General features: G+C 67.4%; 20 protein-coding genes and 1 riboswitch. Of the genes, 10 read left to right on the forward strand and 10 right to left on the reverse strand.

Annotated features, from left to right (window positions below; genetic code table 11):
* Positions 1-4 precede the first annotated feature (4 nt).
* Both FBX97_RS16940 and FBX97_RS16945 read left to right on the forward strand, forming a co-directional pair.
* Positions 5-580: a proprotein convertase P-domain-containing protein gene (locus FBX97_RS16940; protein WP_185748616.1), complete on the forward strand. Its 576-nt coding sequence runs from the start codon at positions 5-7 to the stop codon at positions 578-580.
* 125 nt (positions 581-705) lie between these two features.
* Positions 706-2,841 carry a S46 family peptidase gene (locus FBX97_RS16945; protein ID WP_370457258.1) on the forward strand — a complete coding sequence of 712 codons (2,136 nt, stop codon included), beginning with the start codon at positions 706-708 and terminating at the stop codon, positions 2,839-2,841.
* A gap of 100 nt (positions 2,842-2,941) precedes the next feature.
* Here FBX97_RS16945 and FBX97_RS16950 read toward each other — a convergent pair whose 3' ends face one another.
* Genes FBX97_RS16950 through FBX97_RS16975 form a run of 6 tightly spaced genes read right to left on the reverse strand, consistent with a single transcriptional unit; the run spans position 2,942 to position 10,175 of the window.
* On the reverse strand, positions 2,942-4,363 hold the full coding sequence (locus tag FBX97_RS16950; protein WP_141833615.1) for a PAS domain-containing sensor histidine kinase: 1,422 nt from the start codon (positions 4,361-4,363) through the stop codon (positions 2,942-2,944).
* Positions 4,360-5,748 (reverse strand): sigma-54 dependent transcriptional regulator, encoded by a 1,389-nt coding sequence (locus FBX97_RS16955; protein ID WP_141833618.1) that lies wholly within the window; start codon positions 5,746-5,748, stop codon positions 4,360-4,362. Before FBX97_RS16955 ends, FBX97_RS16950 begins: the two co-directional genes overlap by 4 nt.
* A gap of 29 nt (positions 5,749-5,777) precedes the next feature.
* Entirely contained in the window at positions 5,778-6,968 is a 1,191-nt protein-coding gene (locus tag FBX97_RS16960; RefSeq protein ID WP_141833621.1) for an FtsX-like permease family protein, read from the reverse strand.
* Positions 6,968-8,236, reverse strand: a complete 1,269-nt coding sequence (locus FBX97_RS16965; RefSeq protein ID WP_141833624.1) for an ABC transporter permease — start codon at positions 8,234-8,236, stop codon at positions 6,968-6,970. The genes FBX97_RS16960 and FBX97_RS16965 overlap by 1 nt, the downstream gene beginning before the upstream one ends.
* Positions 8,226-8,918: an ABC transporter ATP-binding protein gene (locus FBX97_RS16970; protein WP_141833627.1), complete on the reverse strand. Its 693-nt coding sequence runs from the start codon at positions 8,916-8,918 to the stop codon at positions 8,226-8,228. The genes FBX97_RS16965 and FBX97_RS16970 overlap by 11 nt, the downstream gene beginning before the upstream one ends.
* Positions 8,919-8,927: 9 nt before the next feature.
* Entirely contained in the window at positions 8,928-10,175 is a 1,248-nt protein-coding gene (locus tag FBX97_RS16975; RefSeq protein WP_141833630.1) for an efflux RND transporter periplasmic adaptor subunit, read from the reverse strand.
* Between the two features lie 217 nt (positions 10,176-10,392).
* Here FBX97_RS16975 and pnuC point away from each other — a divergent pair, with 217 nt between their 5' ends.
* Positions 10,393-11,004 carry a nicotinamide riboside transporter PnuC gene (gene pnuC, locus FBX97_RS16980; protein WP_141833633.1) on the forward strand — a complete coding sequence of 204 codons (612 nt, stop codon included), beginning with the start codon at positions 10,393-10,395 and terminating at the stop codon, positions 11,002-11,004.
* A complete protein-coding gene (locus FBX97_RS16985; protein ID WP_141833636.1) occupies positions 11,001-11,534 on the forward strand; it encodes an AAA family ATPase in 534 nt (177 codons plus the stop codon). The genes pnuC and FBX97_RS16985 overlap by 4 nt, the downstream gene beginning before the upstream one ends.
* A 170-nt stretch (positions 11,535-11,704) precedes the next feature.
* Here the strand turns inward: FBX97_RS16985 and FBX97_RS16990 are convergent, their stop codons facing one another.
* Both FBX97_RS16990 and FBX97_RS16995 read right to left on the reverse strand, forming a co-directional pair.
* Positions 11,705-13,882, reverse strand: a complete 2,178-nt coding sequence (locus FBX97_RS16990; RefSeq protein WP_141833639.1) for a TonB-dependent siderophore receptor — start codon at positions 13,880-13,882, stop codon at positions 11,705-11,707.
* A gap of 80 nt (positions 13,883-13,962) precedes the next feature.
* Positions 13,963-14,061, reverse strand: a riboswitch (TPP riboswitch).
* Between the two features lie 57 nt (positions 14,062-14,118).
* Positions 14,119-15,081, reverse strand: coding sequence for a DUF535 family protein (locus tag FBX97_RS16995; RefSeq protein WP_141833642.1), 963 nt, complete (start codon positions 15,079-15,081; stop codon positions 14,119-14,121).
* Positions 15,082-15,360: 279 nt separating this feature from the next.
* On the opposite strand from FBX97_RS16995, the gene FBX97_RS17000 reads away from it, so the two are divergent.
* The 5 genes from FBX97_RS17000 (at position 15,361) to FBX97_RS17020 (ending at position 22,890) form a co-directional block, all read left to right on the forward strand.
* Positions 15,361-16,101, forward strand: a complete 741-nt coding sequence (locus FBX97_RS17000) for a glutathione S-transferase (protein WP_141833645.1) — start codon at positions 15,361-15,363, stop codon at positions 16,099-16,101.
* A 130-nt stretch (positions 16,102-16,231) separates the two neighbouring features.
* The gene (locus FBX97_RS17005; RefSeq protein ID WP_141833648.1) at positions 16,232-18,061 is read left to right on the forward strand and encodes an amidase; all 1,830 of its coding nucleotides are present in this window, start codon (positions 16,232-16,234) and stop codon (positions 18,059-18,061) included.
* A gap of 36 nt (positions 18,062-18,097) precedes the next feature.
* Positions 18,098-18,946, forward strand: coding sequence for a PhzF family phenazine biosynthesis protein (locus FBX97_RS17010; protein ID WP_141833651.1), 849 nt, complete (start codon positions 18,098-18,100; stop codon positions 18,944-18,946).
* A 149-nt stretch (positions 18,947-19,095) separates the two neighbouring features.
* Positions 19,096-19,827: a hypothetical protein gene (locus tag FBX97_RS17015; protein ID WP_141833653.1), complete on the forward strand. Its 732-nt coding sequence runs from the start codon at positions 19,096-19,098 to the stop codon at positions 19,825-19,827.
* 96 nt (positions 19,828-19,923) lie between these two features.
* The gene (locus FBX97_RS17020) at positions 19,924-22,890 is read left to right on the forward strand and encodes a bifunctional diguanylate cyclase/phosphodiesterase (RefSeq protein WP_255517499.1); all 2,967 of its coding nucleotides are present in this window, start codon (positions 19,924-19,926) and stop codon (positions 22,888-22,890) included.
* 3 nt (positions 22,891-22,893) lie between these two features.
* Here the strand turns inward: FBX97_RS17020 and FBX97_RS17025 are convergent, their stop codons facing one another.
* Complete coding sequence (locus tag FBX97_RS17025; RefSeq protein ID WP_141833656.1) at positions 22,894-23,253, reverse strand: DUF4124 domain-containing protein; 360 nt, start codon at positions 23,251-23,253, stop codon at positions 22,894-22,896.
* A 494-nt stretch (positions 23,254-23,747) separates the two neighbouring features.
* Here FBX97_RS17025 and FBX97_RS17030 point away from each other — a divergent pair, with 494 nt between their 5' ends.
* Positions 23,748-24,938, forward strand: a complete 1,191-nt coding sequence (locus FBX97_RS17030) for a diguanylate cyclase (RefSeq protein ID WP_185748617.1) — start codon at positions 23,748-23,750, stop codon at positions 24,936-24,938.
* Between the two features lie 248 nt (positions 24,939-25,186).
* Here the strand turns inward: FBX97_RS17030 and FBX97_RS17035 are convergent, their stop codons facing one another.
* Positions 25,187-25,558 (reverse strand): YXWGXW repeat-containing protein, encoded by a 372-nt coding sequence (locus FBX97_RS17035; protein WP_141833662.1) that lies wholly within the window; start codon positions 25,556-25,558, stop codon positions 25,187-25,189.
* Positions 25,559-25,562: the final 4 nt, after the last annotated feature.

Genomic DNA, 25,562 nt, shown 5'->3' on the forward strand with positions numbered 1-25,562 from the left:
CATCGTGCATCTCAAATCCCTTTACCTGGCCGCCGCCACCGTCTTTGCCCTGGGTAGCGCCACCGCCGCCCAGGCTGCCGTCGTCACCACCTTCACCAGTGCCCAGGTCCCCGTCGACATCTGCGATACCTGCACCGTCACCTCGACGCTGACCGTCGACAGCCACGGCCGCATCCTGGACGTCGACGCGCTGGTCGACATCACCCACAGCTACGACGCGGACCTGGTGCTGCGCCTGAGCCATGGTGCCACCACCGTGCTGCTCGCCAACCGCCAGGGCGGTTCCGGCGGCGCCAACTACACCGGCACCGTGTTCGACGACCAGGCCGACATCGGCATCGACGCCGGCTATGCGTATGCGCCCTATACCGGGTCGTTCCGGCCCGAGGAGGCGCTCGCCGCCTTCATCGGCCAGGACGTCTTCGGCGACTGGACGCTGACGGTGACCGACAGCGAAGCGGGCGATGCCGGCACGATCGACGCCTGGGGCATCAGCGCCGCCGTGCCGGAGCCGGCCAGCCTGGCGCTGGTCGGCCTCGGCCTGCTGGGCCTGGCCGCACCGCGCCGCCGCAAGGCTTGATTGGCACGGTCGGGCAGGGCGTCCCATGGCGGCGTGGCGCCGTGGTTTTGTGTGACAAATGTATTTCCCGGCCAGGCGAGAGCCGATATACTCGACCTTGCTTTTTACTCAACCGGGGTACAACCTTGTTCAAATCGATCGTCCTGCCCGTCGCTCTGATGGGCGCGTTTTCCGCCGCCCACGCCGACGAGGGCCAGTGGCAGCCGCACCAGCTGCCGCAGCTGAAGTCCGAACTGAAGCGCATCGGCATCACCATCCCGGCCGAGAAACTGGCCGACCTCTCCAAGCACCCGATGAGCGCGATGGTGTCGCTGGGCGGCTGCTCGGCTTCGTTCGTGTCGCCGGACGGCCTGATCGTCACCAACCACCACTGCGCCTACGGTGCCGTGCAGCGCAACTCGACCCCGGAACACAATTACATCGTCAATGGCTACCTGGCCAAGACCCGCGACGCCGAACTGGCCGGCGGTCCCAACACGCTGGTGTACGTGACCGAGAAGGTCGAGAACGTGACCGATCGCGTGTTGAAAGGCCTGGCGCCCAACCTGTCGGGCAAGGAGCGCCACGAGCAGGTGGAAAGCCGCATCAAGGCCCTGATCGCCGAATGCGAGAGCGACAAGGCATATCGTTGCTCGGTGCCGGCCTTCCACCGCGGCGGCGAGTACTACCGCATCCGCCAGCTGATGATCCGCGACGTGCGCCTGGTGTACGCGCCGGCCGACAGCGTCGGCAACTTCGGCGGCGACATCGACAACTACGAGTTCCCGCGCCAGGCCGGCGACTTTTCCTTCCTGCGTGCCTACGTCGGCAAGGATGGCCGCCCGGCCGATCCGTCGCCGGACAACGTGCCGTATCACTCGAAGGACTTCCTGGTGGTCTCCGCCGAAGGCCTGAAGAACGGCGACCCGATCCTGCTGGCCGGCTACCCGGGCCGCACCAGCCGCTACAAGCTCCCGTCCGAAGTGCGCTTTGCGCGCGACGTCGACTATCCGGCCAAGGTCGCCTCGATCACCGCCGACCTGTCCGTGATCGCAGCAAGCACCATGGGCAACCCGAACTACGACGTGCGCTACGCCAGCGTGGCCAAGAGCCTGAACAACGTGCTGAAGAAGACCCAGGGCCTGCTCGACGGCTTCGCGCGTACCGACATCGCCGCCATCAAGGACGTGCAGGACGGCCAGTTCCGCGGCTGGTACAAGCAACATGGCAAGGGCGGCACGCTGCTGGCCGACCTCGACGCCGCCATCGGCGCCGACATGGCGGCCAGCCGCCAGGAAGCCGCCTGGGCGGAAGCCACCCACAGCGACCTCCTGAAAAGTGCGCGCACCCTGTACCGCCTGTCGCTGGAACGCCAGAAGCCGGACGCCCAGCGTGAAGCCGGCTACCAGGAGCGCGACCTCTCTTTCATCAAGGCGCGCCTGAACCGCCTCGAGCAATCCTTCGTCGCCAGCGTCGACCAGGCCCGCTACACCGCGGCGCTGAACCGCTACGCCAAGATCGATCCGAAAGCGCGCCCGCAGGGCCTCGACGGGCTGCTGCCGGCGCCGGCTGCGGTTCCGGCGCTGTACAAGTCGACCGAGCTGGCCGACACCGCCAAGCGCCTGGCCTGGATCGGCAAGGACCCGGCCGCCTTCCGCAGCTCGCAGGACCCGTTCATCCAGCTCGCCGTGCGCCTGCAGGACGTCGCGATGGCGCTGGAAGACCGCCGCAAGGAAGTCGACGGCAACCTGGAGCGCGTGATCCCGCAATACATGGAAGCGGTGATCGCCTGGAAGAAGTCGCAGGGCAAGCCGGTCTACCCGGACGCCAACTCGACCCTGCGCGTGACCTACGGCACGGTCGGTGCCTACCAGGCGCGCGACGGCGTGGTCAAGGGGCCGTTCTCGACCGTGCAGGGCATCCTCGAGAAGAACACCGGCAAGGAACCGTTCAACGCGCCGGCCAAGCTGCTGCAGGCGATCCGCGACAAGCGCTGGGGCGTGTTCAAGGATCCGGTGCTGGGCACGGTGCCGGTCGACTTCCTGTCGAGCGCCGACACCACCGGCGGCAATTCCGGTTCGGCGGTGATGAACAAGCGCGGCGAACTGGTGGGCCTGAACTTCGATTCGACCTATGAATCGATCACCAAGGACTGGTACTTCGACCCGGCCATCACGCGCGCGATCCACGTCGATATCCGCTACATGCTGTGGGTGATGAAGGAGGTCGATCATGCCGACAACCTGCTGAAGGAAATGACGGTCAAGTATCCGAAGCAGTGATCGGCGTCTTGGCGTGGAAATGGCCGCGCCATAAACCAACGTCGTCCCCGCGCAGGCGGGGACGACGTGCTTGTGCAGCAGGCCTCTGGCACAGTCAGCGTCAGCTCACCGGAAACCAGATATCGAACCGCGTCTCCCCAGCCCCGCCCGCCGCCAGCGACCACGTACACCCATGCCGGCTCAGCACCTCGCGCACGAACATCAGCCCGATCCCCTGGCCGCCTTTCTTGGTACTGAAGAAGGGCGTGAACAGCTGCCGCACCGGCGTCGCCTCCAGCAAGCCACCCGAATCCACGACTGACAACCTGACGCGCCGGCCTTCGTCGGCCAGCTCGAGCCGGATCGCGCCGCCTGACGTGCCATGCGCCGCATGCGCGGCATCGATTGCTTCCACCGCATTCTTGACGATGTTGAGCAGTGCCTGCTCGATCAGCTGCACGTCCAGCGCGAGCGGCGGTACGGCGTCGCACTGCGCCCAGCCGAGCTGGATGCCGCGGCTGGCGCAGGCGTCGCGGTTCAGCCACAGGATGTCGTCCATGACCTCGCGCAGCGCCGCCGGGCGCAGCACCGGCGGCGGCATCTTGACCACGGTGGTGAAGCGGTCGATGAATTCGCCCAGGCTCACGTTGCGGCGCTTGACGGCCAGGATCGCGGTGGCGAAATCGTCGGCGTCGGATGCCGCCAGCTGGTTGCGGTAGTTCAGCAGTGAGTCCAGCACCGAGCGCGTGGCGGCCACCGTGTTGTTGACTTCATGCGCCAGTACCCGGATCAGGCGCGCGTAGGTGGCGCGCTCGGAGTCTTCCAGTTCGGCGGTCAGTTCCTCGACCATCAGGAAGTGGCGCGCGAAGCCGCGGTCGAAGAACTGGCCGCGCTGGGCACGGTAGCGGCGCCCTTCGAGGTCGGTCAGCAGGCGGCTGTCGCCCAGCGGCAGCGCATCGAGCTGGGCGACCAGCTGGCGGCTGCGCTCGCGTGCGCGGGCGTCGAGCGTGGCGGTCCAGGCGCCGCCGCCCTCCAGCCAGTGACGCAGCGGCTGGCCGAGCGGTCGCTCCAGGCCGAGCAGCGCAGTGGCGCTCGCGTTCAGCAGGCTGATGGCGCCGTCGAAGTCGAATACGAGCACCGCGCCCGGCGTCGCTTCCAGCAGGCGGTCGAGGAAACCCTGCTGTTCGCCGATCGCCAGGCGCTCGCGGTGCAGCGCCGCGAGCATGGTATTGAAGACGCCGACCAGGTCGTCGAGTTCGTGGGTGCCGGGCGCCGCCAGCCGGTTGGCGTACTGCTGGTCCTGCAGCAGGTCGTGGAAGCGGCGCGTGTAGCCGAGCGGTTCCAGCGCGCGCCGCACCAGCCGCCAGCCCAGCGCCAGGCTGGCCAGCAGCCCGGCTTCGGCCAGCACGAACCACAGCGGCTGCGCCGGCAGCAGCAGGATGGCGCAGCCGAACAGCGGCAGGTGCAGCGCCACCAGGTAGAGTCCCAGCCGCTTACCTAGTCCGATCTCCAGCCCAACCCCAAAGGCGGCGTCAAATTTCATTCGTCCTCGTCCACGCCGCCCAGGCCGTGGCGCTCGAGGCGCCGGTACAGCGCCGTGCGCGACAGCCCGAGCGCCTTGGCCACGCGCGAGATGTTGCGGCCGTGCTGCTGCAAGGCCTGCTCGATCATGTGGCGCTCGACCTGTTCCAGCGTCATGCCGTCGACCCCGAGGCGGGCGCCGGGCATGCCGTCGTCGACCGCGCTGGTGGCCAGGAAGTCGGCCTGGCCCAGCTGGTCTTTCCCGGACAGCAGCACGGTGCGCTCCAGCGTCTGCTTGAGCTGGCGGATGTTGCCCGGCCAGGGCTGGGCCGCCAGCCAGTCCAGCGCCGCCGGCGCCAGCGCGATGCCGCCCAGGCCGTAGCTCTCGGCCACGCCGGCCACGATGTGGCGCGCCAGCAGCGGGATGTCGCTGCGCCGTTCGCGCAGGGCAGGGAGGCGGATCGTGATCAGGTTGAGGCGGTAGAACAGGTCTTCGCGGAAGTCGCCGTTCGCCACCAGTTCGGCCAGTTCGCGGTTGGTGGCCGAGACCACGCGCAGGTCGGCTTGCTGGCTGGCGCTGGCGCCGACCGGCTGGTAGTGCTGGTCCTGCAGCACGCGCAGCAGCTTCACCTGGTCGCCGCGCTGCAGTTCGCCGATCTCGTCGAGGAACAGGGTGCCGCCGGAGGCCGTGGCGACGTGGCCCTTGCGGTCGCTGCGCGCGTCGGTGAAGGCGCCGCGCACGTGGCCGAACATCTCGCTCTCGAACAGCGTCGGTGTGATCGCCCCCATGTTGATCTTGACGATGGGCTGGGCCGCGCGCGGGCTGTTGCGGTGGATGGCGTCGGCTACCAGTTCCTTGCCGGTGCCGCTCTCGCCCAGGATCAGGACCGGCGCGCGCGTGCGCGCGACCTGGCCGATGGTCTCCAGCACCTTGAGCAGCTTCGGGTGCTCGCCGACGATGGCGCCGAACTCGAAGCGGGCGTCGAGCGCCTGGCGCGTCGATTGCGGTGCAGGGGCCGGGGCAATTTGCAGCGTGGCTTCCACCAGCGCCACCAGCTGGCCGTTGTCCCAGGGCTTGGTGAAGAAGTTGGCGGCGCCGGCCTTGACCCCGCGTACCGCCAGCGCGATCGAGCCCCAGGCAGTCATCAGCAGCACCGGCAGCGCCGGATGGCGTTCCTTGATGCGCGCCAGCAGCGCCAGGCCTTCCTCGCCGCTGGTCTGCAGCGAAAAATTCATGTCCTGCAGGACCAGGTCGAAGGGGCCGTCGTCGAGCAGCTGCAGCGCCTGGCGCGGGTCGTCGGCGCAGCGCGCGTCGAAGCCGGCCTGCTTGAGCAGCAGGGCGAGCGACACCTGGACGGCGCTGTCGTCGTCGACCACCAGCACGCGCTGCCTGCGCCTGGATTCCATATAAACGGTATTCAATCTCGGATGGCGTCTTATTCGTGGTGCAGTGCTTCGGCCGGGCTGAGACGGCTGGCGCGCCAGCCCGGGTACAGGGAACACAGCAAGGATAGCAGATAGATCACCACCATCGACAGCCCCGCGGCCCCCAGGAACACTGGCCAGTTCATCATCTGGCCCAGCGCGCCGGTGAGCGGCAGCTGCACCAGCAGGACCAGGCCGAGCACGATGGCGACGGAGCTGAGCAGCAGCTGCTCGGCGACGATCTGGCGGTAGATGTCGGCGGCGCGCGCGCCGATCGCGCGGCGCAGGCCGATCTCGGGAATGCGGCGCGCGGTGTTCTGCCACAGCACCCCGAACAGCCCGAATGCCACCATGGCCAGCATGAAGGCGGCAATCACCCCGAGCACCGCCAGCGGGATCAGGAGCTCCTTCATCTGCGAAGCGCGCATGGTCGCCAGCGGCGCGATCGTGTACGACCAGTCGTTGCGCACCAGCTTCAGCTGCCGGTTCAGGCTGGCCTCGAAGCCGCGCGGCGTGCCCGGCGCGACCTTCAGCACGATGGTGCGCACGCGCGACTCGCCGGCGAGCGGCGCGAAGCGCGTCATGATGAAATTCACCGGGACCATCAGCGGGCTGCGGTGGCGGAATTCGTCGACGATGCCGACCACCTTGATCGTGCGCTTGCTGTCCTTGTCGGTGAACTCGCGGCCGAGCGCTTCCTGGCCCGGGAACATGGCCGCTGCCAGGCGCCGGTTCATGACCGCCGGGACGACCGGGGCACCTTCGTCGGTGGCGGAAAACCAGCGCCCGCGCACGACCGGGATCGCCAGCGCGGCGGCCACGTCGTCGCTGGCTTCCAGGATGTTGGTGGCGACCTCGGCGCCGGTCTGCGGCGATCGGTAGGCGTTCATCCAGGTCGAGTTGGTGTAGGGCGAGTACGAGACAAAGCCGACCTCGCGCACCTCCGGCAGCGCCTTGAGGTTGCGGCGCAGCGTGTCGTAGACGTCGGCCGGGATCGCGGACGCCTTGCTGTCGCCGGTGACGATGGCCACCGACCAGACGTCGGTGCCGTCGAAGCCGGCCGGCTCGCGGTACAGCTGCATGTAGCGCAGCGCAAAGGCGGCGATGCCGAACACGACGGCGAAGGCGAGCAGGATCTCGAGGCTCAGCATCAGGTGCCTGGACTTGCGCTTCCAGGTCAGTTTCAACAGGTGGCGCAGCATCACGCGGCTCCTTTCAGGGCGTGGACGGGGTCGAGGCGCGACATCTTCCAGGCGGGGATCACGCCGGAGAGCAGGCCGAAGATAAAGGCCAGCAGCATGCCGCAGCCAAACACGGTGGCATTCAGGTGGACTTCGAGGTAAGGGATCAGTTGCGAGGCTTCCAGCCACCACAGCACGACGCGGGTGCAGGCCAGGCCGAGCAGGCCGCCCACGAGGCACAGCAGCACGTTCTCGACCACCAGCTGGCCGACCAGCTGCAGGCTGGTGGCGCCGAAGGCCTTGCGCACGCCGATCTCGGCGCTGCGCTCGAGGATGCGGCCGGTGTTCAGGTTGACCAGGTTGAGTGCCGGCAGCAGCATGAACACCAGCATCCCGCCGCCGATCATCGTCAGCAGTTGGCCGGCGCCGGAGTCGGCCACGGCCTGGTTGCTCAGCAGGGCGCGCGCGAACACATCGAGCTTGCTGTCGGCCCAGAACTGGGTGATGGAATAGACGTGCGGGTCTTCCGTCACGAAGGCCTTTGCGGCACGCTCGACCGCCTGGCGGATGCGTGGCAGGTCGGCCGGGTCGCGCGCCAGCAGCATCGCGGCGAAGTTGCCGGTGATCTCGTTGCGGTAGTCGCTCGAGGGGAAGGTGGTGAGCGGCGCCCACATGTCGGCATAGGCATTGATCTGGAGCGCATCCTCGACCACGCCGATGACCTGGAACTGCTGGCCACTGGCCGCAACCGTTTGGCCAACTGCGTGGCCAGGCGCGCCAGCCGTGCCGAACAGCCTGCGCGCGGTGCTGGCGTTGATCACCGCCACCATGCGCCCGGCCTGTTCGTCACCGGCGTCCGGCAGGCGTCCGCCCAGCAGCTTGAAGTCGAGGATCTTCCAGTAATCGGCGTCGACGCGCCGCAGATCCACTTCGCTGACGCGGTCGCCCTGGTAGACCGATACCGAGGTTGGCGTCGTGAAGGCGGACATGCGTTCCACGCCCGAATGCGGATCGAGACCCAGCGGCTTCAAGGCTTGCTCGATCGCCTTGTAGCCCATCAGGGTGGTGCGCCAGGTCTCGCTCTTGGCGCCCTCGCTGCGGATGCCGTACACCTGCAGCATGCGCGCGCTCCTGCCTTCGACGCCGGAGGGGAAGAACGCGGTTTCCAGCAGCGCCGTGATCACCATCAGCACCACCAGCGTGAGCACGATGCAGGCCAGGTTGATCGCCGTGAACAGCTTGCGGCGCATGAAGACCTTGTAGGCGGTAAGAAGATAATTACGCAGCATGAAGGCGCTCCGGCGTCACCAGTTGGCCGTCGAACACGCGCACGATGCGATTCACGCGGCGCGCTTCCTGTTCGTCGTGGGTGACCATCACCACGGTGGTGCCCTCGGCATTCAGCTTGAGCAGGATGTCCATCACCTCGGCGCCCATCTTGCTGTCCAGGTTACCGGTGGGTTCGTCGGCCAGCAGCACCTGCGGCTGGCCGACGATGGCGCGCGCGATCGCCACGCGCTGCTGCTGGCCGCCCGACAGCTGGTTCGGGTAGTGGTCGATGCGCGCGGAGAGACCCACCCGTTCCAGCGCCTCGCGCGCCAGCCGGCGGCGCTCGCTGCTTTTTCCATCGCTGCCGCTGCGGTAGAGCAGGGGCAGCTCGACGTTGTCGATCACGCGCAGGTCCGGGATCAGGTGGAAGCTCTGGAAGATGAAGCCGAAGGTCTGGTTGCGCAGTTTCGCCAGCTGGCGGTCGCGGTAGCGGGTGATGGCGACGCCGTCGATCTCGATGCTGCCCTGGCCCGGCCGGTCGAGCAGGCCGATGAGATTCAGCAGCGTGCTCTTGCCGCAGCCGCTCGGCCCCATCATGGCCACGAATTCGCCGCGCGCGACCTGCAGGTCGATGTCCTTCAGCGCCAGCGTCTCGACCTTGTCGGTGCGGTAGGTCTTGCTGACCTTGTTCAATCTGATCATGTGAATCTCCTAGTTGGCTATGCGGATGCTGTCCAGGTCCTTGAAGGCACCCGTGTCGGATACGATGAAGCGGTCCCCCGGCCGGGCACCGGCCGCCACTTCGATGACCTTGCCGTCGCTGGCGCCGAGTTCCAGCATGGTCTTGCGCGCCACGCCGTCCCGTACCGCGAAGGCGGGCTGGCGTCCGCGGCCGTTGAAGGCGGCGCCGTTGTCGAGCACCAGCACCTGCGCGCGGTGCGCGGTCACGACGTTGACGTCCACCCGCATCTTGTTGCGCAGGTTCGGGTTGCGCGGGCTGGCCAGGTCGACCAGCAGCTTGATGCTGCCGTTCTGGATTTCGGGGAGGATGGTGTGCACGGTCCCGGCCAGGATCTCGCCGTTCTGCTCGACGCGCACCGGCTGGCCGGCGGCGAGCAGGCGCGCGTGGAAGTCCGACAAACTGGCTTCGACCCGGTAGTTGTTCAGTTCCGAGACCCGCGCCACCAGCTGGCCGGCGGCGACGCTGGCGCCTTCTTCCTCGAGCACCCAGGTCAGCATGCCGGCAAAGGGCGCGCACACGCGGGTCTGGGCCAGCAGCTGCTCCTGCTGCGCGATCTGCTTGTGCAGGATGGCCTGCTGCAGCTTGGCCGCGGCGACGCCGCCGGCGGTGGCGCGGCGCGTGTCCTCGACCAGTTCGCGCTGCTGGCGCAGCTGGATCTCGGTGCGCCTGACGTTCAGCTCCGCGGTGAGCAGGTCTTCGCCGGAGACGAGGCCGCTGGCGCGCAGCTTCTGGTTGCGCTCGTGGCGCACGCGCGCCGCCTGCAGGTCGATTTCCAGCAGCTCGATGCTGCTTCTGGTCTGCTTCAGCTTCTGGTCCATCTCGACGCCGAGGGTGGCGACGCGGTTGTCCTGTTGCGCCAGCTGTTCCTTCAGCGCTTCCAGCGCCAGCCGGATCGCGCGGTCGTCGAGTTCGAGCAGCAGGTCGCCCTGGCGCACCTGCTGGCCCGGCTTGGCGTGCACCCGCGCGACCCGGCTCGCGCCCGGGCTGGCCACCACTTCCTCGTGCACCGGGATGACCACGCCGGCGGCGTTGATCGTGTTGTCGACGTCGCCGTACCTGGCTTCGGACACCACGATCGCGCCCGCATCCACGCTCGGGCGCAGCACGCGGTTCAGGCCCCAGGCGCCTGCGCACATCGCCGCGAACAGGCAGGCGGCGCCGGCGAGGTGGTGCAGACGGCGGCGGCGCAGGGTGTCGATCGGGATGGCTTGGTCCATAGTGCAGTGCGTCGAAGTGGCTATGCTTCCTGTATTGCAAGCAGCGTGCCAGGCCGTGTCCCCGGTGAAACGGCCAGTTTGCCGGCGCTGGGCTGCCCGCTGCCGGGCAAGGGTGTCCGGAAGCGGACAGCGGCGCGGATACCGGTGCGGACAGCGGCGCCTTGCATAAAGCCGCCGCAGCTCGGATAATCGCTGACCCATCCGATACGGCGCCCGCATGAACGACAGCCTCCTCATCCTTGGATTCACGACCACGCCGCTGGAACTGATTTCCTTCGTCCTGTCGATCGCGACGGTGCTGCTGAACATCCGCCGCCTGCACTGGGCCTGGCTGTTCGCGATCGTCTCGTCGGCCATGTACGGCATCGTGTTCTTCGATGCGCGCCTGTACGGCGATGCCGGCCTGCAGGGCGTGTTCATCGCGGCCTCGCTGTGGGGCTGGACCCAGTGGCTGAAAGGGGGACGCAGCAGCGTCGACGCCGGCGCGCCGCTGGTGGTCACGCGCCTGGACCGCGCCGGCTGGACCCTGGCCCTGGCCGGCTGGGCGCTCGGCTACCTGCTGCTGTGGGCCTTCCTCGGCCACGCGACCGACACCGACGTGCCGGGCACCGACGCCTTCCTGACCGCCGGCAGCCTGCTCGGTACGCTGCTCACGGCGCGCAAGAAGGTCGAGAACTGGCACGTCTGGATCGTGGTCGACGTCATCTACGTCGGCCTGTACGTGCACAAGCACCTGTACCTGACGGCCGTGCTGTACGCGCTGTTCGTCGTGATGGCCGCGATCGGCCTGCGCACCTGGAACAGGGCGGCACGCGAGGGCGTGCAATGACGGCGCGGGCCGCGCCGCGGCGCATCGCCATTCTCGGCGCCGAGTCGACCGGCAAGTCGACCCTGGCCGATGCGCTGGCGCGCCGCTACGGCACGCTGTGGGTGCCCGAGTACCTGCGCGAGTTCGTCGACGTGCACGGCCGCGTGCCCCACGAGGACGACCAGCCCGGCATCGCGCGGACCCAGCTGGCGCGCGAGGATGCGATGGCGGCGCGGCCGGACGCGCGCGCTTTCCTGTTCTGCGACACCACGCCGCTGATGACGGCGGTCTACAGCCGCATCTACTGGGGCCGCGTGCCCCCTGCGCTGCTGGCGCTGGAGGCGGCGCACGACTACGCGCTGACGCTGGTGGCGGCGCCGGACCTGCCGTGGGTGCCGGATGGACTGATGCGCGATTCGGACGAAGTGCGGCAGCGCGTGCATGCGCAGCTGGTGGCGGTGCTGGCGGAGCGGGGGATACCGTATGTGCTGGTGGAGGGGGAGCTGGAAGAGCGGGTGGCGCGGGTTGAGGTATTACTCGATACGTTTTGAAAACCGATAGCGCATCGTTTCCACGTGAACTCAAGACCGTCATCCCCGCGCAGGCGGGGATCCAAGTTTGTTCGTGTCTCGATCACGCTTGCAGAACTTGGACCCCTGCCTTCGCAGGGGCGACGTTTACGCGCTAACGGAAAAAGGCAGGGGCACGTACTGCCCGCAATTTACAGATCAAACTGCGCCGACAACCTGAACGTCCGCGGCGCCCCGGCCAGCAGGTAGCCGCCCAGCGAAGGCGTCACGTCGCGCCAGTAGAACTTGTTGAACAGGTTGTCCACGCGCGCGCGTACGGTCACCTGCGTCGCGCCCAGCTTCAGCCCGTACGAGGCGCCGGCGCCGAACACGTGGTAGTCCGGCACGAACACGGTGTTCTGGACGTCGAAGGCCTTCTTGCCGGCGTACTGCCAGATGCCGTCCACCTTCAGGCCCGGCACCGCCGGCACCGCGTATTGCAGCCACGCGGTCGACTTGAAGGCGGGAACGTCGGTGACGCGCTTGCCGTCGATGCCGGCCTGGCCGGTGCCGTCCTGGCGCGTGTTCAGCCCCATCAGAGAGACGCCGTAGTCGAAGGCGCCGGTCCTGCCGTCGGCCGAGACCTCGAGGCCGCGATGGGTCTCGCGCCCGCCGCGCACGAAGGGATGCAGGCCATTGATGGTCTGGAACGGATCTTCGTACTCGAGGCCCTGGCGGATCTGGAACAGCGCGGCCGACAAATTCAGGCCATTCGACAGGGCGCCCTTGAGGCCGAATTCGGCCTGGCGCGAACGGGCCGGCGGCAGCACCTGGTATTGATTACTGGTCATCATGGGCGCGATGCCGCCGTGCTGCAGGCCATGGCTGAACGAACCATAGGCATTCCAGTCGCGGCCGATGCGGTAGACCAGGGCCACGCTCGGCAGCGTGAAGCTGTTGTCGGCATGGACGTAGCCGCCGTTGTCGCCGATGTCCTCGTCGAACTCGCTGCGTTTGATCTTCACGTAGCGCAGGCCGCCGTGCACGGTGAAGCCCTGGCCGAGGGTCACGATATCCTGGGCGAACAGCGCGCTTTCCTGGTCACTGCGGCGCTCGAATACGGGGCCGGTCACGCGGTCGGCCGCTACCTGCGGCGTGGTCTGCGGCTGCCGGATGTTGCTGTAGCCGACGTAGTCGTAGACGTAGTCGCCGAAGCTGTCGTGGCGCTCGTTGTACGAAGCGCCCACGGTCAGCGCATGGCGCAGCGTGCCGGTGGCGAACTTGCCCTGGACCATGGCCTGCACGCCCCACGGGCTCTTGCGCTCGCCCACGCTCTGGTAGTCGTACACGTCGTAGTCGCCGTTCGAGCAGTAGCCCGGGTAGTAGCCGTCGCCCTCGTTGCTGCAGCCGTAGGGGAAGGCGGTGTAGTCGTCGCGCTTGAACCAGTGCTTGTTGGCCGAGGCGGTGGCGGTCCAGCCCGGCGCCAGCTTGACTTCGAAGCGCAGGCCGAGGTTGGTGTCGCGCGTCTCGACCGGCTTGGTCCAGGGCTGGTCGTTCAGCAGCAGCTTGGGCGACACGTTGGTGGGCAGCACTTCGCCGCGGATCAGCTGGTAGCCGGGTGCCGTGATCTGGGACTTGCGCTGGTAATCCATGTCGAGCTGCAGCAGCGCATCCGGGGTGATCTGCCAGTCGAAGGCACCCGAGACGAACTGGCGGTCGCCGTTGGCGCCGCGCACGTAGGGATGGAGGTCGGCGGCGGCGGCGTTGATGCGGTAGCCGAAGCGGCGGTCCTCGAAGCGGCCGCCGATGTCGGCGCTGCCGTACAGCGTGCCGCGCTCGCTGACCTCGACCGTGGCCGAGCGCAGCGGCTTGTCGGTGGGACGCTTGGTGACGTAGTTGACGATGCCGCCCGGCGCCGCGATGCCGGCGGTCAGGCCGGCCAGGCCCTTCAGGATCTCGATGCGTTCCTTGTTCTCGAGCGGGATCTGGGTGTCGCCCGGGATGGCGAAGCCATCCTTGCGGTAGCTGTAGTTGTTGTCGAGCGTAAAGCCGCGGATCGAGAACTGTTCGGCGTAGCCGACCGCGTTGTAGGCGTCGCTGACCGAGGCGTCGAAGCGGACGGCTTCGGTGGTCGAGCGGATCGACAGGTCCTGCATCTGGGTGCGGCCGATCGCGATGATCGAGGCTGGGGTCTCGAACAGCGAGGCTTCGCCGAAGCCGCCGACACTGGCGCGGTCGAGGGCGATGAAACGGTTACCGGTGACGACGACTTCGTTGACCGGCTGGCCGGCGTCGGCCGGGGCCGTGGTTTGTGCCGCAGTTTGTGCTGATACCGCAAAGGCCTGCATCAGCGCGCAAGCCAGGATCGAATGCTTCAGTGGATGGTTCATGTGTTTGCTCGTTTCGCGCGCCGTCCGGCTGCGCTGCTTTATCAAAAGCCGGAGCCAACGGGGGGAAGGGCAAACAAGATGGGAACTGCGTTGCGCTTTCCTTCGCTGGCATTATCCAGATCAGGTACGAAGGGTATCTCTCACCCGGAAGCGAACTTCCAGGACCCCTAGCGAAGGCGCGAGTGTGCGCCTATGTAATACTTATGTCAATAGACGCCGGAGCGGCAGATTGCTTCCTACGCCGTTTCCAGCACCGGCGCCGGATGCTCGACGTGCACGCGCGCATGCAGCAGGTGGCGCTGCAGCGTGGCGCGCGCCGCATCGCCGATCACGCGCCAGTGCTCGCGGCGCTGGGCCGCGCGCTTGCGGTGCTTGGACGGCATGTCGGCCAGCGGCTTGACGTAGAAGGGCAGGCCGATGACGTAGCCGCTGCCGGTCTCGGTGCCGCCGAGGATCTTCCAGAAACCGTCGTAGGCGTTGGCGAAGTGCTTGTCCGGGTCCGGGTCGTAGGCGATGTGGGCATCGCTGCGGATTGCCATCACCTTGTCCATGTCGAGCGCCTGGGCGATGCCCTGCATCGCGGCAAAGCAGAAGAAGCTGGGCGAGTTGTTGGGGAAGACGTGCTCGAAGGCGTCGAAGGCGGCACCGGAATCGGCCCAGCGGCCCTGGTTGCGGGCGATGAAGGGCACCACCGGCATGTCCAGCCCGACCATGCGGCCGTCGAGCCAGCTGAAGGACAGGCGGTGCAGGCACCGGCCGTCGGCCACCAGGGCCACGCTCAGGTCGCCCTCGGCATTGCTGCGCGAGGCCATCTCGAGCTGGATCATGAAGCTGCTGAGCTGGCCGTCCACCTCGGCCTCGTGCTGCCACAGCGGCAGGCCGCGCGCACCGTACACGGCCTGCAGGTAGGCGTCGTCGAAGGTGGTTTCCTCGAAGCGGTAATGGCTCAGCACGGCCTGCACGCGGCGGCGCGGCGACAGGCCCTTGATCAGGTAGTCGCGGTGGCTGAGATGGTGGAAGGGGTCGTCGTTGGACGGCCCGGCCACGTGGCGGCGGTAGACGCCGAGGCGGTACAGGTCGCGGTGGTCGCGGTAGTAGGCCAGGACGCGTGCGCTGCGCGCGATGCACAGCAGCCAGGAGGCAAGGCCGGCCTCGCGGCGGCGGGCCATCCAGTGCTTGGTGAGATGAGCGAAAATCATGGGCGCTCCGGAATCGCTTTCGTTATCGGATGTGTTTATCTTGTCGCACCGTTAGCATAGCCACGGTGAGATTGCTCAACGGAAACAATGCGTTCAGCAGGTCAAGATCGACACCATCGAAGGTGGATTCCGTGCGTGATATTTGTTGTGGACATGTCTCTTGTTATTAATTTTTTGTCAGGCGTCGTTGCCAAACCGAAGACTAGCACGATTGCCGCGCCGAACATTCGGAATCATGCTCAATAATTGAGTCAGACCGAACAACACGAGGAGGCAGCGATGGCGTATGAACTTTTTTACTGGCCTACGATCCAGGGCCGCGGGGAATTCGTTCGCCTGGCCCTGGAAGAGGCCGGTGTCCCCTATGTCGACGTGGCGCGCGAACCGGGCGGCATGGGGCGCATGATGGCGGCCATGGATGGCCCCGACCATCCCTCCTTTGCGCCGCCCTTCCTGAAGGCGGGCGAGCTGCTGGTCGGCCAGACCGCCAATATCCTGCTGTTCCTGGGACAGCGCCACGGGCTGGCGCCGGATGACGAGCAGGGCCGGCTGTGGGTCAACCAGATCCAGCTGACCATCGCCGACCTGGTGGCCGAGGCTCACGACACCCACCACCCGATCGCGACCTCGCTGTATTACGAAGACCAGCGCCCGGAAGCCAAGCGCCGCGCGGCCGATTTCATCGAGACCCGCATTCCGAAATTCTTCGACTGGTTCGAAGGCATCCTGGGCCGCCCTGAACCGAAGGACTACCTGCTGGGCGAGCGCGTGACTTATGCCGACCTGTCGCTGTTCCAGCTGGTGGCGGGCCTGCGCTACGCCTTCCCGCAGGCGCTGGCGCGGATCGACGCCGGCTATCCGCTGCTGAGCGCACTGCACGACCGGGTGGCGCAGCGGCCGCGCATCGCGGCCTACCTGGCGTCGAAACGGCGCCTGCCATTCAACGAGGAGGGCATCTTCCGCCACTACGATGAGCTCGACCAGGTCGCGCATCCGGGGGCAGGGCACGGCGGCGGCTGAGCGCGAACGAGGAGGATGGCGCGTCTGGCGGCGGCGCGCCGGTCCCGACGTTGTTTCGATCGCGGCGCTACGGTAGGATCATCGGGTTGCACTCGTGTCTTACCTATCTACCGATCACCACCGAGGGTCCATGAAACAACGCCGCCAATTCCTGATCAACGCCCCGCTCGGCCTGCTGGCCGTGGCCGAAGCCGTCCGTGCCGAACCGCTGCCGCAAGACGGCGCCACGCCTGCCCCTGCTGCGCCTGCAAGTACCCCGGGCGCCCCGCCGACCTTCGGCGCCACCCCCGGCTTCGGCCCGGCCGTCACGCCGGCCACCTTCGCCGAAGCGGAGAAGCTGATGCAGGTGACGAATACGCCGGCGCAGCGCGCAATGATGGCGGGCAGCTGGCGCGTGTCGCTGGCGTCGACGGTGGAACGGCGCACCGGGCCGCGCAAGGTGGCGCTGGCGCCGGACCTGGCCCCGGCCACGGTGTGGAAGCCGCTCGATGCCGCCGGCGGCAGCGGCGCAGGCATCAACAAGACCGGACGCTTCGTGCGCAGCCGCGTCAACCCCGGCGCGCTGCCGGCGCGCGACGAAGACATCGCCCATGCTCCGGTGACCAGGCTGGCGCGCTGGGTCGAGACCCGTGCCATCACCTCGGAGCGCCTGACCCGCATCTATATCGAGCGCATCAAGCGCCTCGACCCCAGGCTGCGCAGCGTGATCACCCTGACCGAGGAACATGCGCTGGCGCAGGCGCGCCAGGCCGACCGCGAGATCGCCGCCGGCAAGTACCGCGGCCCGCTGCACGGGATTCCCTACGGCGTCAAGGATCTGCTGGACACCGCCGGCATCCGCACCACCTGGGGCGCCGAGTTCTACCGCGACCGCGTGCCGCAGCAGGATGCGGCCGTGGTGGCGAAGCTGAGCGCGGCCGGTGCCGTGCTGGTGGCCAAGCTGAGCCTCGGCGCGCTGGCGCTGAACGACGTCTGGTTCGGTGGCCAGACCATGAATCCGTGGCTGCTTGACGAGGGCGCGTCCGGCTCCAGCGCGGGGCCGGGTGCCGCCACCGCCGCCGCGCTGGTGGCGTTCTCGATCGGCAGCGAGACCGGCGGCAGCATCATCAGCCCGTCGATGCGCTGCGGCGTGACCGGCCTGCGCCCGACCTACGGCCGGGTGCCGCGCACGGGCGCCATGACGCTGTGCTGGTCGCTCGACAAGCTGGGGCCGATGACGCGCAGCGTCGAAGATGCGATGCTGGTGCTGCAGGCGATTTCGGGCACGGACGCGGGCGACGTCGCCGGCGTGCCGGCCAGACTCGATTTCGACGCCGGCGCCGGCGTCAAGGGCCTGAAGGTCGGCTACTTCGCCGACTGGATGAAGGAAGCCCCGGCCACCGACGTCGACCGCGCCGCGCTGGAGACCATCAAGTGTCTCGGATTGAGCCCGGTGCCGGTGACACTGCCGGACTGGCCCTATCAATCGCTGAACACCGTGCTGTTCGCCGAAGCCGCCGCCGCCTTCGAAGAAATCACGCTGGACGGCCGCGTCGACCAGCTCAAGGCGCAGGTGCCGGATGCCTGGCCCAACCTGTTCCGCGAGGCGCGCTTCCTGTCGGCGGTGGACTTCGTGCAGGCCGACCGCCTGCGGCGCAAGGTGGCGCTCGAGATGGCGCGCATCTTCCAGCAGGTCGACCTGCTGCTGGTGCCGTCGCTGCGCGACGAAATGCTGACCATCTCGAACAATACCGGCCATCCGTCGCTGACGCTGCGCACCGGCACCGTGGAAGTGGGGCAGGCGCGCAGCGACTGGGCGCCGAACCCGGCCCAGCCGCTGCCGACCTTCGCGCCGCCGCGCCGCGTGCCGCACGGCGTGACCCTGATCGGCCGCCTGTTCGACGAAGGCACCATCGCCCGTGTCGGCCTGGCGCTGGAAAAGGAAGCCGGCGTGGCGGGCGAGCGCCCGCCGGGTTTCTGAACATGTTTTTCTATCTATATTGTCGAGGAGTCCAGCGTGACTGAACATCAAGATCCGATCCTGCGCATCGCCGCCTTTTCCGATGGCGCGGTAGGGGGCAACCCGGCCGGCGTCTGGACCGGCGCCGTCCTGCCGCCGGCGGACGTCATGCAGCGCCTGGCGCACCAAGTCGGCTTTTCCGAAACCGCCTTTGCCGCGCCGGTCGACGGCGGCTGGCGCGTGCGCTACTTTTCGCCCGCGTCCGAGGTGCCGTTCTGCGGCCACGCCACCATCGCGCTGGGTGCGGCGCTGGCCGGCGCCCACGGCGACGGCGTGTATGCCTTGACCCTGAACGCGGCCGCGATCACGGTCGAGGGGCGGCGCGACGCGGGCGGCCTGGTGAGCGCGGCGCTGCAATCGCCGCCCACCTTCAGCCGCGCCGCCGACCCGGCACTGGTGCAGGCCGCGCTGGCGCTGTTCGGCTATGGCGAAGCCGATCTCGACCCGCGCATCGCGCCCGGCTTTGCGCATGCCGGCGCCGACCACCTGGTGCTGGCGCTGGCCAGCCGCGCCAAGCTGGCCGCGATGCGCTACGACCTCGAGGCCGGCCGCGCGCTGATGGCGGCGTACGGGCTGACCACGATCGTGCTGGCCTGGGCCGAAACCGGGCGCCTGTTCCATACCCGTAATCCGTTCGCGATCGGCGGCGTGTACGAGGACCCGGCCACTGGCGCCGGCACCGCCGCGCTGGCCGGCTACCTGCGCGATATCGGCTGGCCGCACGGCGGCGCCATCGACGTGGTGCAAGGCGAAGACATGGGCATGCGCTCGCGCCTGCATGCCGACATCGGCGCGCTGCCCGGCAGTTCGATCCGGGTGTCCGGCACCGCGCGTTTCATGGCGTGATGCGCACCGAAGCGGTGCAGTAGGCTGCAGTTCGTTGAATAGAAGGCAAAAGGGATGTCTTTTCGACCTTTAGGATTTTTTTAAAAGGTTGATAATTATCAACACCTCTCTCTGTTGTCATCTTATTCAAGGACTGCCCCGCCATGGAAATGAGCACCGCACACATTCTGTCTTCCCTGCCCACGGAGCGCCTGCCGTTCACGGTTCGCCGGGTCGATACCGAAGACAGCCTGTGGAAGGCGATCGGCGTCCGCCATGCCGCCTACGCACGCCATGTGCCGGAATTCGCGCGCACTCTCGCAGCGCCCGAGGCCTGCGACTACGAAGACGACAGCATTGTGCTGCTGGCCGAATCGAAGCTGGACGGCACGGCGCTCGGCACCGCGCGCATCCAGACCAATGCCTACCGTCCGCTGCACCTGGAGCAATCGATCGAACTGCCGGACTGGCTGCGGGACCGCCGCCTGGCCGAAGTCACGCGCCTGGGCGTGTCCGAAGGCCGCATCGGCCACGTGGTCAAGGTCGCGCTGATGAAGGCCTTCTTCCAGTACTGGCAGCTGAGCGGCACCGAGTATGCGATCGCCACCGGCCGCGCGCCGATCGACCGCCAGTACGAACAGCTGCTGTTCAGCGACGTGTTCGGGCCGGGCGAGCGGATCCCGCTGCGCCATGTCGGCAACATACCGCACCGTGTGATGGCTTTCGAAGTCGCTACCGCCGAAGCGCGCTGGAGCGAGGCGCGCCACCCGCTGATGAAGTACGTGTTCCACACCAACCACCCGGACATCCAGATCGGCGAGTTGCGGCCACGCCACAAGATCGTGCCGGCGGCGCGTCCGAATGCAGTTATGGAACGGGTTCCAAGCTTCGCTATGGCTTGACGGCAATATATTGCATGACGGAATTATTGCGAGCCTGTATCCTTTAGGCCGATGCTGCCGGCGGTTCGCCGGGGCCTGACAGCCTGATCGATACCCATGTTCCAACCTTTCCAGCCGTCCCCACCCACGCACAAGCCGATGTTCCTGATGGCGATTCACCGGGGCATCGAAACCACGATGCGCCTGTTGTCGGTGTATTGCGTGCCGGCCGGGGTGGCGCTGGCGTCGGTGCTGGTGCTCATGCTGTGGAACAGCCATTTCACCGGCGGCGGCGGCCAGCCGCTGGCCTTCCGCGCCGTCGCCGACCACGACGCCACCTTCATTCCTTCGGCCGCGCTGCGCGAACTGGCGCATGCGCATCCGGTCGATGCCTACGATACCCACCTGTCCGAGGTGCCGGTCTGGTTCGCCTTCCATGCGCGTGACCTCGGCGGCATCCCGGATGCGGTCGAATTCCCGTCGCGCCATATGGTCGCGCTGCGCTGCTGGGATGTCGCGACGCTGAAGATGCTGGGCAGCGCCACCCGCGGCGGCGCCGACGGTGCCCTGGCCGACGCCAAGGCCGGCTTCTCGCTGAGCCTGCCCAAGACGCGCGGGGACGTGCTGTGCCGCGCCGTCTTTTCCGGCCCGGCCCACCTGACGCTGCTGCAATGGCCGGCCGACCGGCTGGCGCTGTCGACCCAGCAGTTCCACCGCCAGTCCGGCCTGCTGGACGGCGGCATGATCGTCCTGAGCCTGTTCATCCTGGTCACCGCCGTCATCAACCGCCAGGTGCTGTACCTGCAGTTCGCGGGCTGGCTGATCCTGAACCTGCGCGTGGCGGCGCTGTCGGCCGGCTGGGACATCCAGTGGCTGGGCCAGCAGGTGCCGGTCGAATGGCTGCTGCCGAGCCGTGCGCTGACCATGGCGCTGTACGCGATCGCCACGCTCACTCTCTACATGACGCTGTTTGGCGCCGACCTGCTGCGCACCCGCTTCGCGCCGCTGCTGCGCGTGGTCCAGTGGCTGGTGCTGGCGCTGCTGCCGTGCGCGATCTGGCTTCCCTACGGCGGCTTCCTGCCGGTCATGTGGATCATCGTGGCCGGCAGCCTGTCGCTGATGATCCTGGGCCTGGTCAGCGTCATGCTGCGCTCGCAGTCGCACGTGGCGATGTGGTTCGCGGCTTCCTTCACCGTCACTTTCCTGTCCAGCCTGACCGAGGTGTTCGCGGCAGCGCTGGGCGTGCGCGAGCTGCTCGGCGTGGCCAACAGCGTGACCGCGGCCCTGACCTCGAGCATGCTGGCGGCGCTCGCCGTGGCCGAACAGATGCGGGTCGAGACCGAAAAGCGCCTGGAAGCGCAGGACAAGCTGCAGCACGCCTACGAGGCGATGCCGGTCGGCCTGTTCACGCTCGACATGTACGGCCACTTCCTGAGCGCCAACCCGGCCATGCTGAAGATGCTCGACGTGGTCGACATCATCCCCGGCCGCACTGCCTGGAAGCAGTTCTTCGCCGAGAGTTTCTGGATCACGCTGCACGAGCAGGTGCACATGCAGAGCGATGCCGAGATGCAGGTCGTCAGCCGCGACGGCAACCGTTGCTTCATGGTCAGCGCCACGCTGGCGCACGGCCGCATCGAAGCGGTGATGCAGGACGTGACGGAAAAGGTGAAAGCCACCGAACAGCTGCGCTTCATGGCCGACAACGACGCCCTGACCAAGGTCTACAACCGGCGCGGTATCGAGAAGGTGTTCGAGGATGCGGTGCAGCGGCTCGCCGGCGGCAAGCCGCTGAGCCTGGCCTACATCGACCTCGACCGGTTCAAGCTGATCAACGACCTGTTCGGCCATGCCGCCGGCGACGAAGTGCTGAAGCAGGTATGCGAGCGGATCGAAATGATGCTGGGCGGCGGCCAGAAGATCGGCCGCGTCGGCGGCGACGAATTCGTGATCGTCATGCCTGATACCGCGGTGCCGCTGGCGACCCTGATCTGCCGCGGTATCGTCGACCGCATCGGCGGCACGCCGTACCGGGTCGGCGACAAGGCGTTCCACGTGCGCAGCTCGGTCGGGCTGATCGAAGTCGCGCCGGGGATGCCGATGAAGGATGCGGTGTCGACCGCCGACCGTGCCTGCCGCGAAGCCAAGGATGGCCACAGCGACGGCCTGGTGGTCTACGAGCGCGGCTCGACCGCCTTCCAGGAGCGCGAGGCCGAGCTGAGCCTGGTCGAGCGCCTGGCCGGCCCCAACGCCACCGAAGGCATGTTCCTGGAAATGCAGCCGATCATGTCGCTGAACGCGCCGATGGAATCGCTGAACTTCGAGGTGCTGCTGCGCATGCGCGAGCGTGACGGCCGGGTCTCGCCGGCCGGCCCGCTGATCGCCGCCGCCGAGAAGAGCGGCCGCGCCGGCGTGATCGACCGCTGGGTCCTGAATACGACCCTCGGCTGGATCGAGGACAACGTCGAGAACCTGAAGAACACGCGCTTCGTCTGCATGAACCTGTCCGGCGCCTCGCTCAACGACGAGCGCTTCGTGCAGGACACGCTGGAGATCCTGTCGCGCTACACGCACGTGGCGTCGCGCCTGTGCATGGAGATCACCGAGAGCGTGGCGCTGCACGACCTCGACAACACGCGCCGCTTCATCGACCAGGTGCGCAACTTCGGCGTCAAGGTCGCACTGGACGACTTCGGTGCCGGCTACACCTCGTTCTCCTACCTGAAGGAACTGCCGGCCGACGTGCTGAAAATCGACGGCAACTTCATCGTCAACATCAATGCCCATCCGGCCAATGTCGCCATTGTCGAGGCGATCGTCAACCTGGCCGCCAACCTGGGCATGAAGACGATTGCCGAGTGGGCCGAGGACGCCGCCACGATCCGCACGCTGGCCGAGATCGGCGTCGACTACGTGCAGGGCTTCGCCATCGCGCGCTCGCAGCCGCCGGAAAAGCTGCTGGCGGCCAGCTCGTCGGCCAGCTTCATCAAGGCGGAAGACGTGCTGCAGCTGGTGCGCACGCTGGGCGCCCCGGCCAACGAGCCGGCATTGCCCGAATACTCACCACGCTGGGATCGCCACTGACACTCAGTTGAGGCCAGCCAGCGCCGGCTTCGCATCCAGCATCAGCAGGGTCTGGCGCGCCGCCTTCAGGGTCGCGACATCGCGCGACAGCGGTGCCGGGCGCTCCACGGCAGGCCGCTTCCAGGCCTCGTGACGCAGGTCGACGGCCGGCAGCACATAGCGCCGCGGCGTCGCCTGCTGTGCATTCTGGGCCGCTTCCGGTCCCAGCCGCACCGTCACCGTACCGGCGTCGCAGGGCTGGTCGGTCAACGTCACGTGGCCGCTCGAATCCACGCATTTGACGATGTCGGCGCCGGCCATCGCGGCCGGTGCCGCCAGCACGGCGGCGGCGATCATGCTTATCATCCTGGCGGTACGCTTCATGGCAATCTCCTTATCGAAATTGCATCGTGCGCCGCCAGGGCAGGGTGGTCTGTTAGGTGCCTCACCCTTTTTCGGGAGCCGGACTGCTTCGCCAGAGGAAAAAACAGGCCGTACGACTGGGCCTACCGAGCGGCGCGCCATCGATAACCCGTCGTGGCCCTTGTGGATGCCCCGACTGTCCCAACCTCTGTCTCGTAGCCATGCAGTGATGTGCTGGCTTTATCTCTGTCTCCTCCGGGCCTCTCCCGCCTGGATTATCGCCAGCCTTCGGGCTGGCGTTTTTTTTGAATTTCAGGCAAATGACGGCATCGACGAACAGTTGGTTGGTGCGTTGCAACATGCAGGGGTAATTATCTTGCCCGCCAGGGCTTTGTGGCGGACTATGCAGCTTGCACAACAAGCCGCGTAAAACTGAACAGTCGCATCGGGTCGTTCATTGCATGGGAGCTTGTGCCTGGTTATCCGTCGCAAGCCCGTTCCAGCCTGACAGTGCAATGAATATCGATGAACCCACTTTAATGGTCGTGCTCGGCGTGACCTCGGTCACCGCCAGCGCCATGTTCTTTACCTTGCATGCCGCCGCGCGCCACATTGCCGGCGTGCGCTCATGGGCATTGGCCTGCCTGTCGGTGGGGTGTGCCGTGCTGCTCGATGCGCCGCGCCTGATCGGCGACTGGCAGTGGGCTTCGCTGCTGTTCAACATCCCGTTCGATGCCGGCCACGCTTTGTTCCTGGCCGGGACAGCGCAGTTCGTAGGGCGTCCGCTTCGGCGACACGGCCTGTCGCTGCTCATCGCCATTGCCGTGCTGCTGACCATCGCATTCACGCTGTTCGTGCCGGACAGCGTCGCCCGCATCTTTACCCAATCGTTGTACCAGGCGGGCGTGAACGGGCTGACGGCATGGTATCTGTGGCGGTACCGGGAACGGCAGTCCTCCCGCGCCTACCGGGTCGCTGCCCTGGTCCTGCTGGCCGAAGCCGCAGCCTCGCTGGCACAGGGGTTCCTGGTCATCACCGCGGCCGCCCCGATTACCTACGCTGCGCCCGAGCTTCCGTTTGCGAATATCGTCACCTGGCTGGGCGTGATGGCGAATGCGCTGATCGGCAACTGGATACTTTTCCTGCTGGTCCTGCTGCGCCTGGTCGGCGAGCTGAAGGCCGTTGCGGCCCATGATCCGCTGACGGGACTATTGAACCGCCGCGGCCTACGCGCTCACATCCATTCGCTGCTGGCGCCGGGGCGACCGATCGGGTCGCTGGGCGTCCTGTTGCTCGATATCGACCATTTCAAGGCACTCAACGATCGGTATGGGCACGACGCCGGCGACAGCGTCCTGGTCATGATGGGCGACGTCATGCGCACGCTCGGCAGTCCGCACGTCATGCCATGCCGCTGGGGAGGTGAAGAGTTCTGTTTCGTCGTCGATGGCCATTCGGGCGCGTCGCTCATCGAACTTGCCGAGCGCGCCCGGCAGGAATTCCATCGGGCCAGCTGCGCGCATCCCGGCCTGCTTTCCGGCGCAACGGTCAGCATCGGGGTGGCGGCGATGCCGATCGACGGCAGCTTCGAGTTTTCCCGACTGGTTGCCCTGGCCGATGCCCAGCTCTACCTGGCGAAACGCGGCGGCCGTGATCGGGTATGCAGCGCGGCCGAAACAGATTGTGCGACTACGCTGACAAGTTGACGCGCCATGCATAACCTCGATGAGGACTTGTGGGAAAAGACCCCGGCCCAATGTGGGGCGGGTAGGGCAGCGCAGGGGTGTTGCCCGTCTCTCTGTCTCCTCCAAGTGAAAACTTGGATTGTCCCGCCTGTCGCAGCAATGCGCAGGCGGTTTTTTTTCGTGGCGTGGAAATGAAAAACGCAGTCCGCCGGATTGACAGGACTGCGTTCGTGCATGTGGCCCGCGCAGGGCGCGCTCAGGACAAGGAATCAGCTGCGGTTCGGATTGTTCGGCCGCGCATCGTAGCGGTTCGGCACGCCGTCGCCGTCACGGTCGCGCCGGCCGCCGCGGTCCCAGCGGCCGCCTTCCATCACCCAGCGGCCGTCGCGCTGGACCCAGGCCGGGGCCTGGTAGACGTAACCCGGACGTTCGCGATACCACTGGCCGGGCATCCAGACATGGTGGCCGCGGCGCCATTCCCAGTGGCCGGGCGACCAGACGTAGCCGTGGCGCGGCGCCGGCATGCGTTCGGCGCGTGGCGGCGGGGGCGGGGTGTCCACGTAGACGGCCTGGGCGCCGGCCGGCACGGTGATGCTGCCGAAGGCGCCGGCCACGAGGGCGGCAAGAAGCAGGTGTTTCATGTTG

The organism is Herbaspirillum sp. SJZ107 (assembly GCF_006715485.1).
Lineage (GTDB): Bacteria > Pseudomonadota > Gammaproteobacteria > Burkholderiales > Burkholderiaceae_D > Telluria.

Bases quoted from the DNA above. Each gene is read 5' to 3' on its own strand.
- FBX97_RS16950 (WP_141833615.1), bottom strand. From the start codon at position 4,363: ATGAAATTTGACGCCGCCTTTGGGGTTGGGCTGGAGATCGGACTAGGT.
- FBX97_RS16955 (WP_141833618.1), bottom strand. From the start codon at position 5,748: ATGGAATCCAGGCGCAGGCAGCGCGTGCTGGTGGTCGACGACGACAGC.
- FBX97_RS16960 (WP_141833621.1), bottom strand. From the start codon at position 6,968: ATGCTGCGCCACCTGTTGAAACTGACCTGGAAGCGCAAGTCCAGGCAC.
- FBX97_RS16965 (WP_141833624.1), bottom strand. From the start codon at position 8,236: ATGCTGCGTAATTATCTTCTTACCGCCTACAAGGTCTTCATGCGCCGC.
- FBX97_RS16970 (WP_141833627.1), bottom strand. From the start codon at position 8,918: ATGATCAGATTGAACAAGGTCAGCAAGACCTACCGCACCGACAAGGTC.
- FBX97_RS16975 (WP_141833630.1), bottom strand. From the start codon at position 10,175: ATGGACCAAGCCATCCCGATCGACACCCTGCGCCGCCGCCGTCTGCAC.
- pnuC (WP_141833633.1), top strand. From the start codon at position 10,393: ATGAACGACAGCCTCCTCATCCTTGGATTCACGACCACGCCGCTGGAA.
- FBX97_RS16985 (WP_141833636.1), top strand. From the start codon at position 11,001: ATGACGGCGCGGGCCGCGCCGCGGCGCATCGCCATTCTCGGCGCCGAG.
- FBX97_RS16990 (WP_141833639.1), bottom strand. From the start codon at position 13,882: ATGAACCATCCACTGAAGCATTCGATCCTGGCTTGCGCGCTGATGCAG.
- FBX97_RS16995 (WP_141833642.1), bottom strand. From the start codon at position 15,081: ATGATTTTCGCTCATCTCACCAAGCACTGGATGGCCCGCCGCCGCGAG.
- FBX97_RS17000 (WP_141833645.1), top strand. From the start codon at position 15,361: ATGGCGTATGAACTTTTTTACTGGCCTACGATCCAGGGCCGCGGGGAA.
- FBX97_RS17005 (WP_141833648.1), top strand. From the start codon at position 16,232: ATGAAACAACGCCGCCAATTCCTGATCAACGCCCCGCTCGGCCTGCTG.
- FBX97_RS17015 (WP_141833653.1), top strand. From the start codon at position 19,096: ATGAGCACCGCACACATTCTGTCTTCCCTGCCCACGGAGCGCCTGCCG.
- FBX97_RS17020 (WP_255517499.1), top strand. From the start codon at position 19,924: ATGTTCCAACCTTTCCAGCCGTCCCCACCCACGCACAAGCCGATGTTC.
- FBX97_RS17025 (WP_141833656.1), bottom strand. From the start codon at position 23,253: ATGAAGCGTACCGCCAGGATGATAAGCATGATCGCCGCCGCCGTGCTG.
- FBX97_RS17030 (WP_185748617.1), top strand. From the start codon at position 23,748: ATGAATATCGATGAACCCACTTTAATGGTCGTGCTCGGCGTGACCTCG.
- FBX97_RS17035 (WP_141833662.1), bottom strand. From the start codon at position 25,558: ATGAAACACCTGCTTCTTGCCGCCCTCGTGGCCGGCGCCTTCGGCAGC.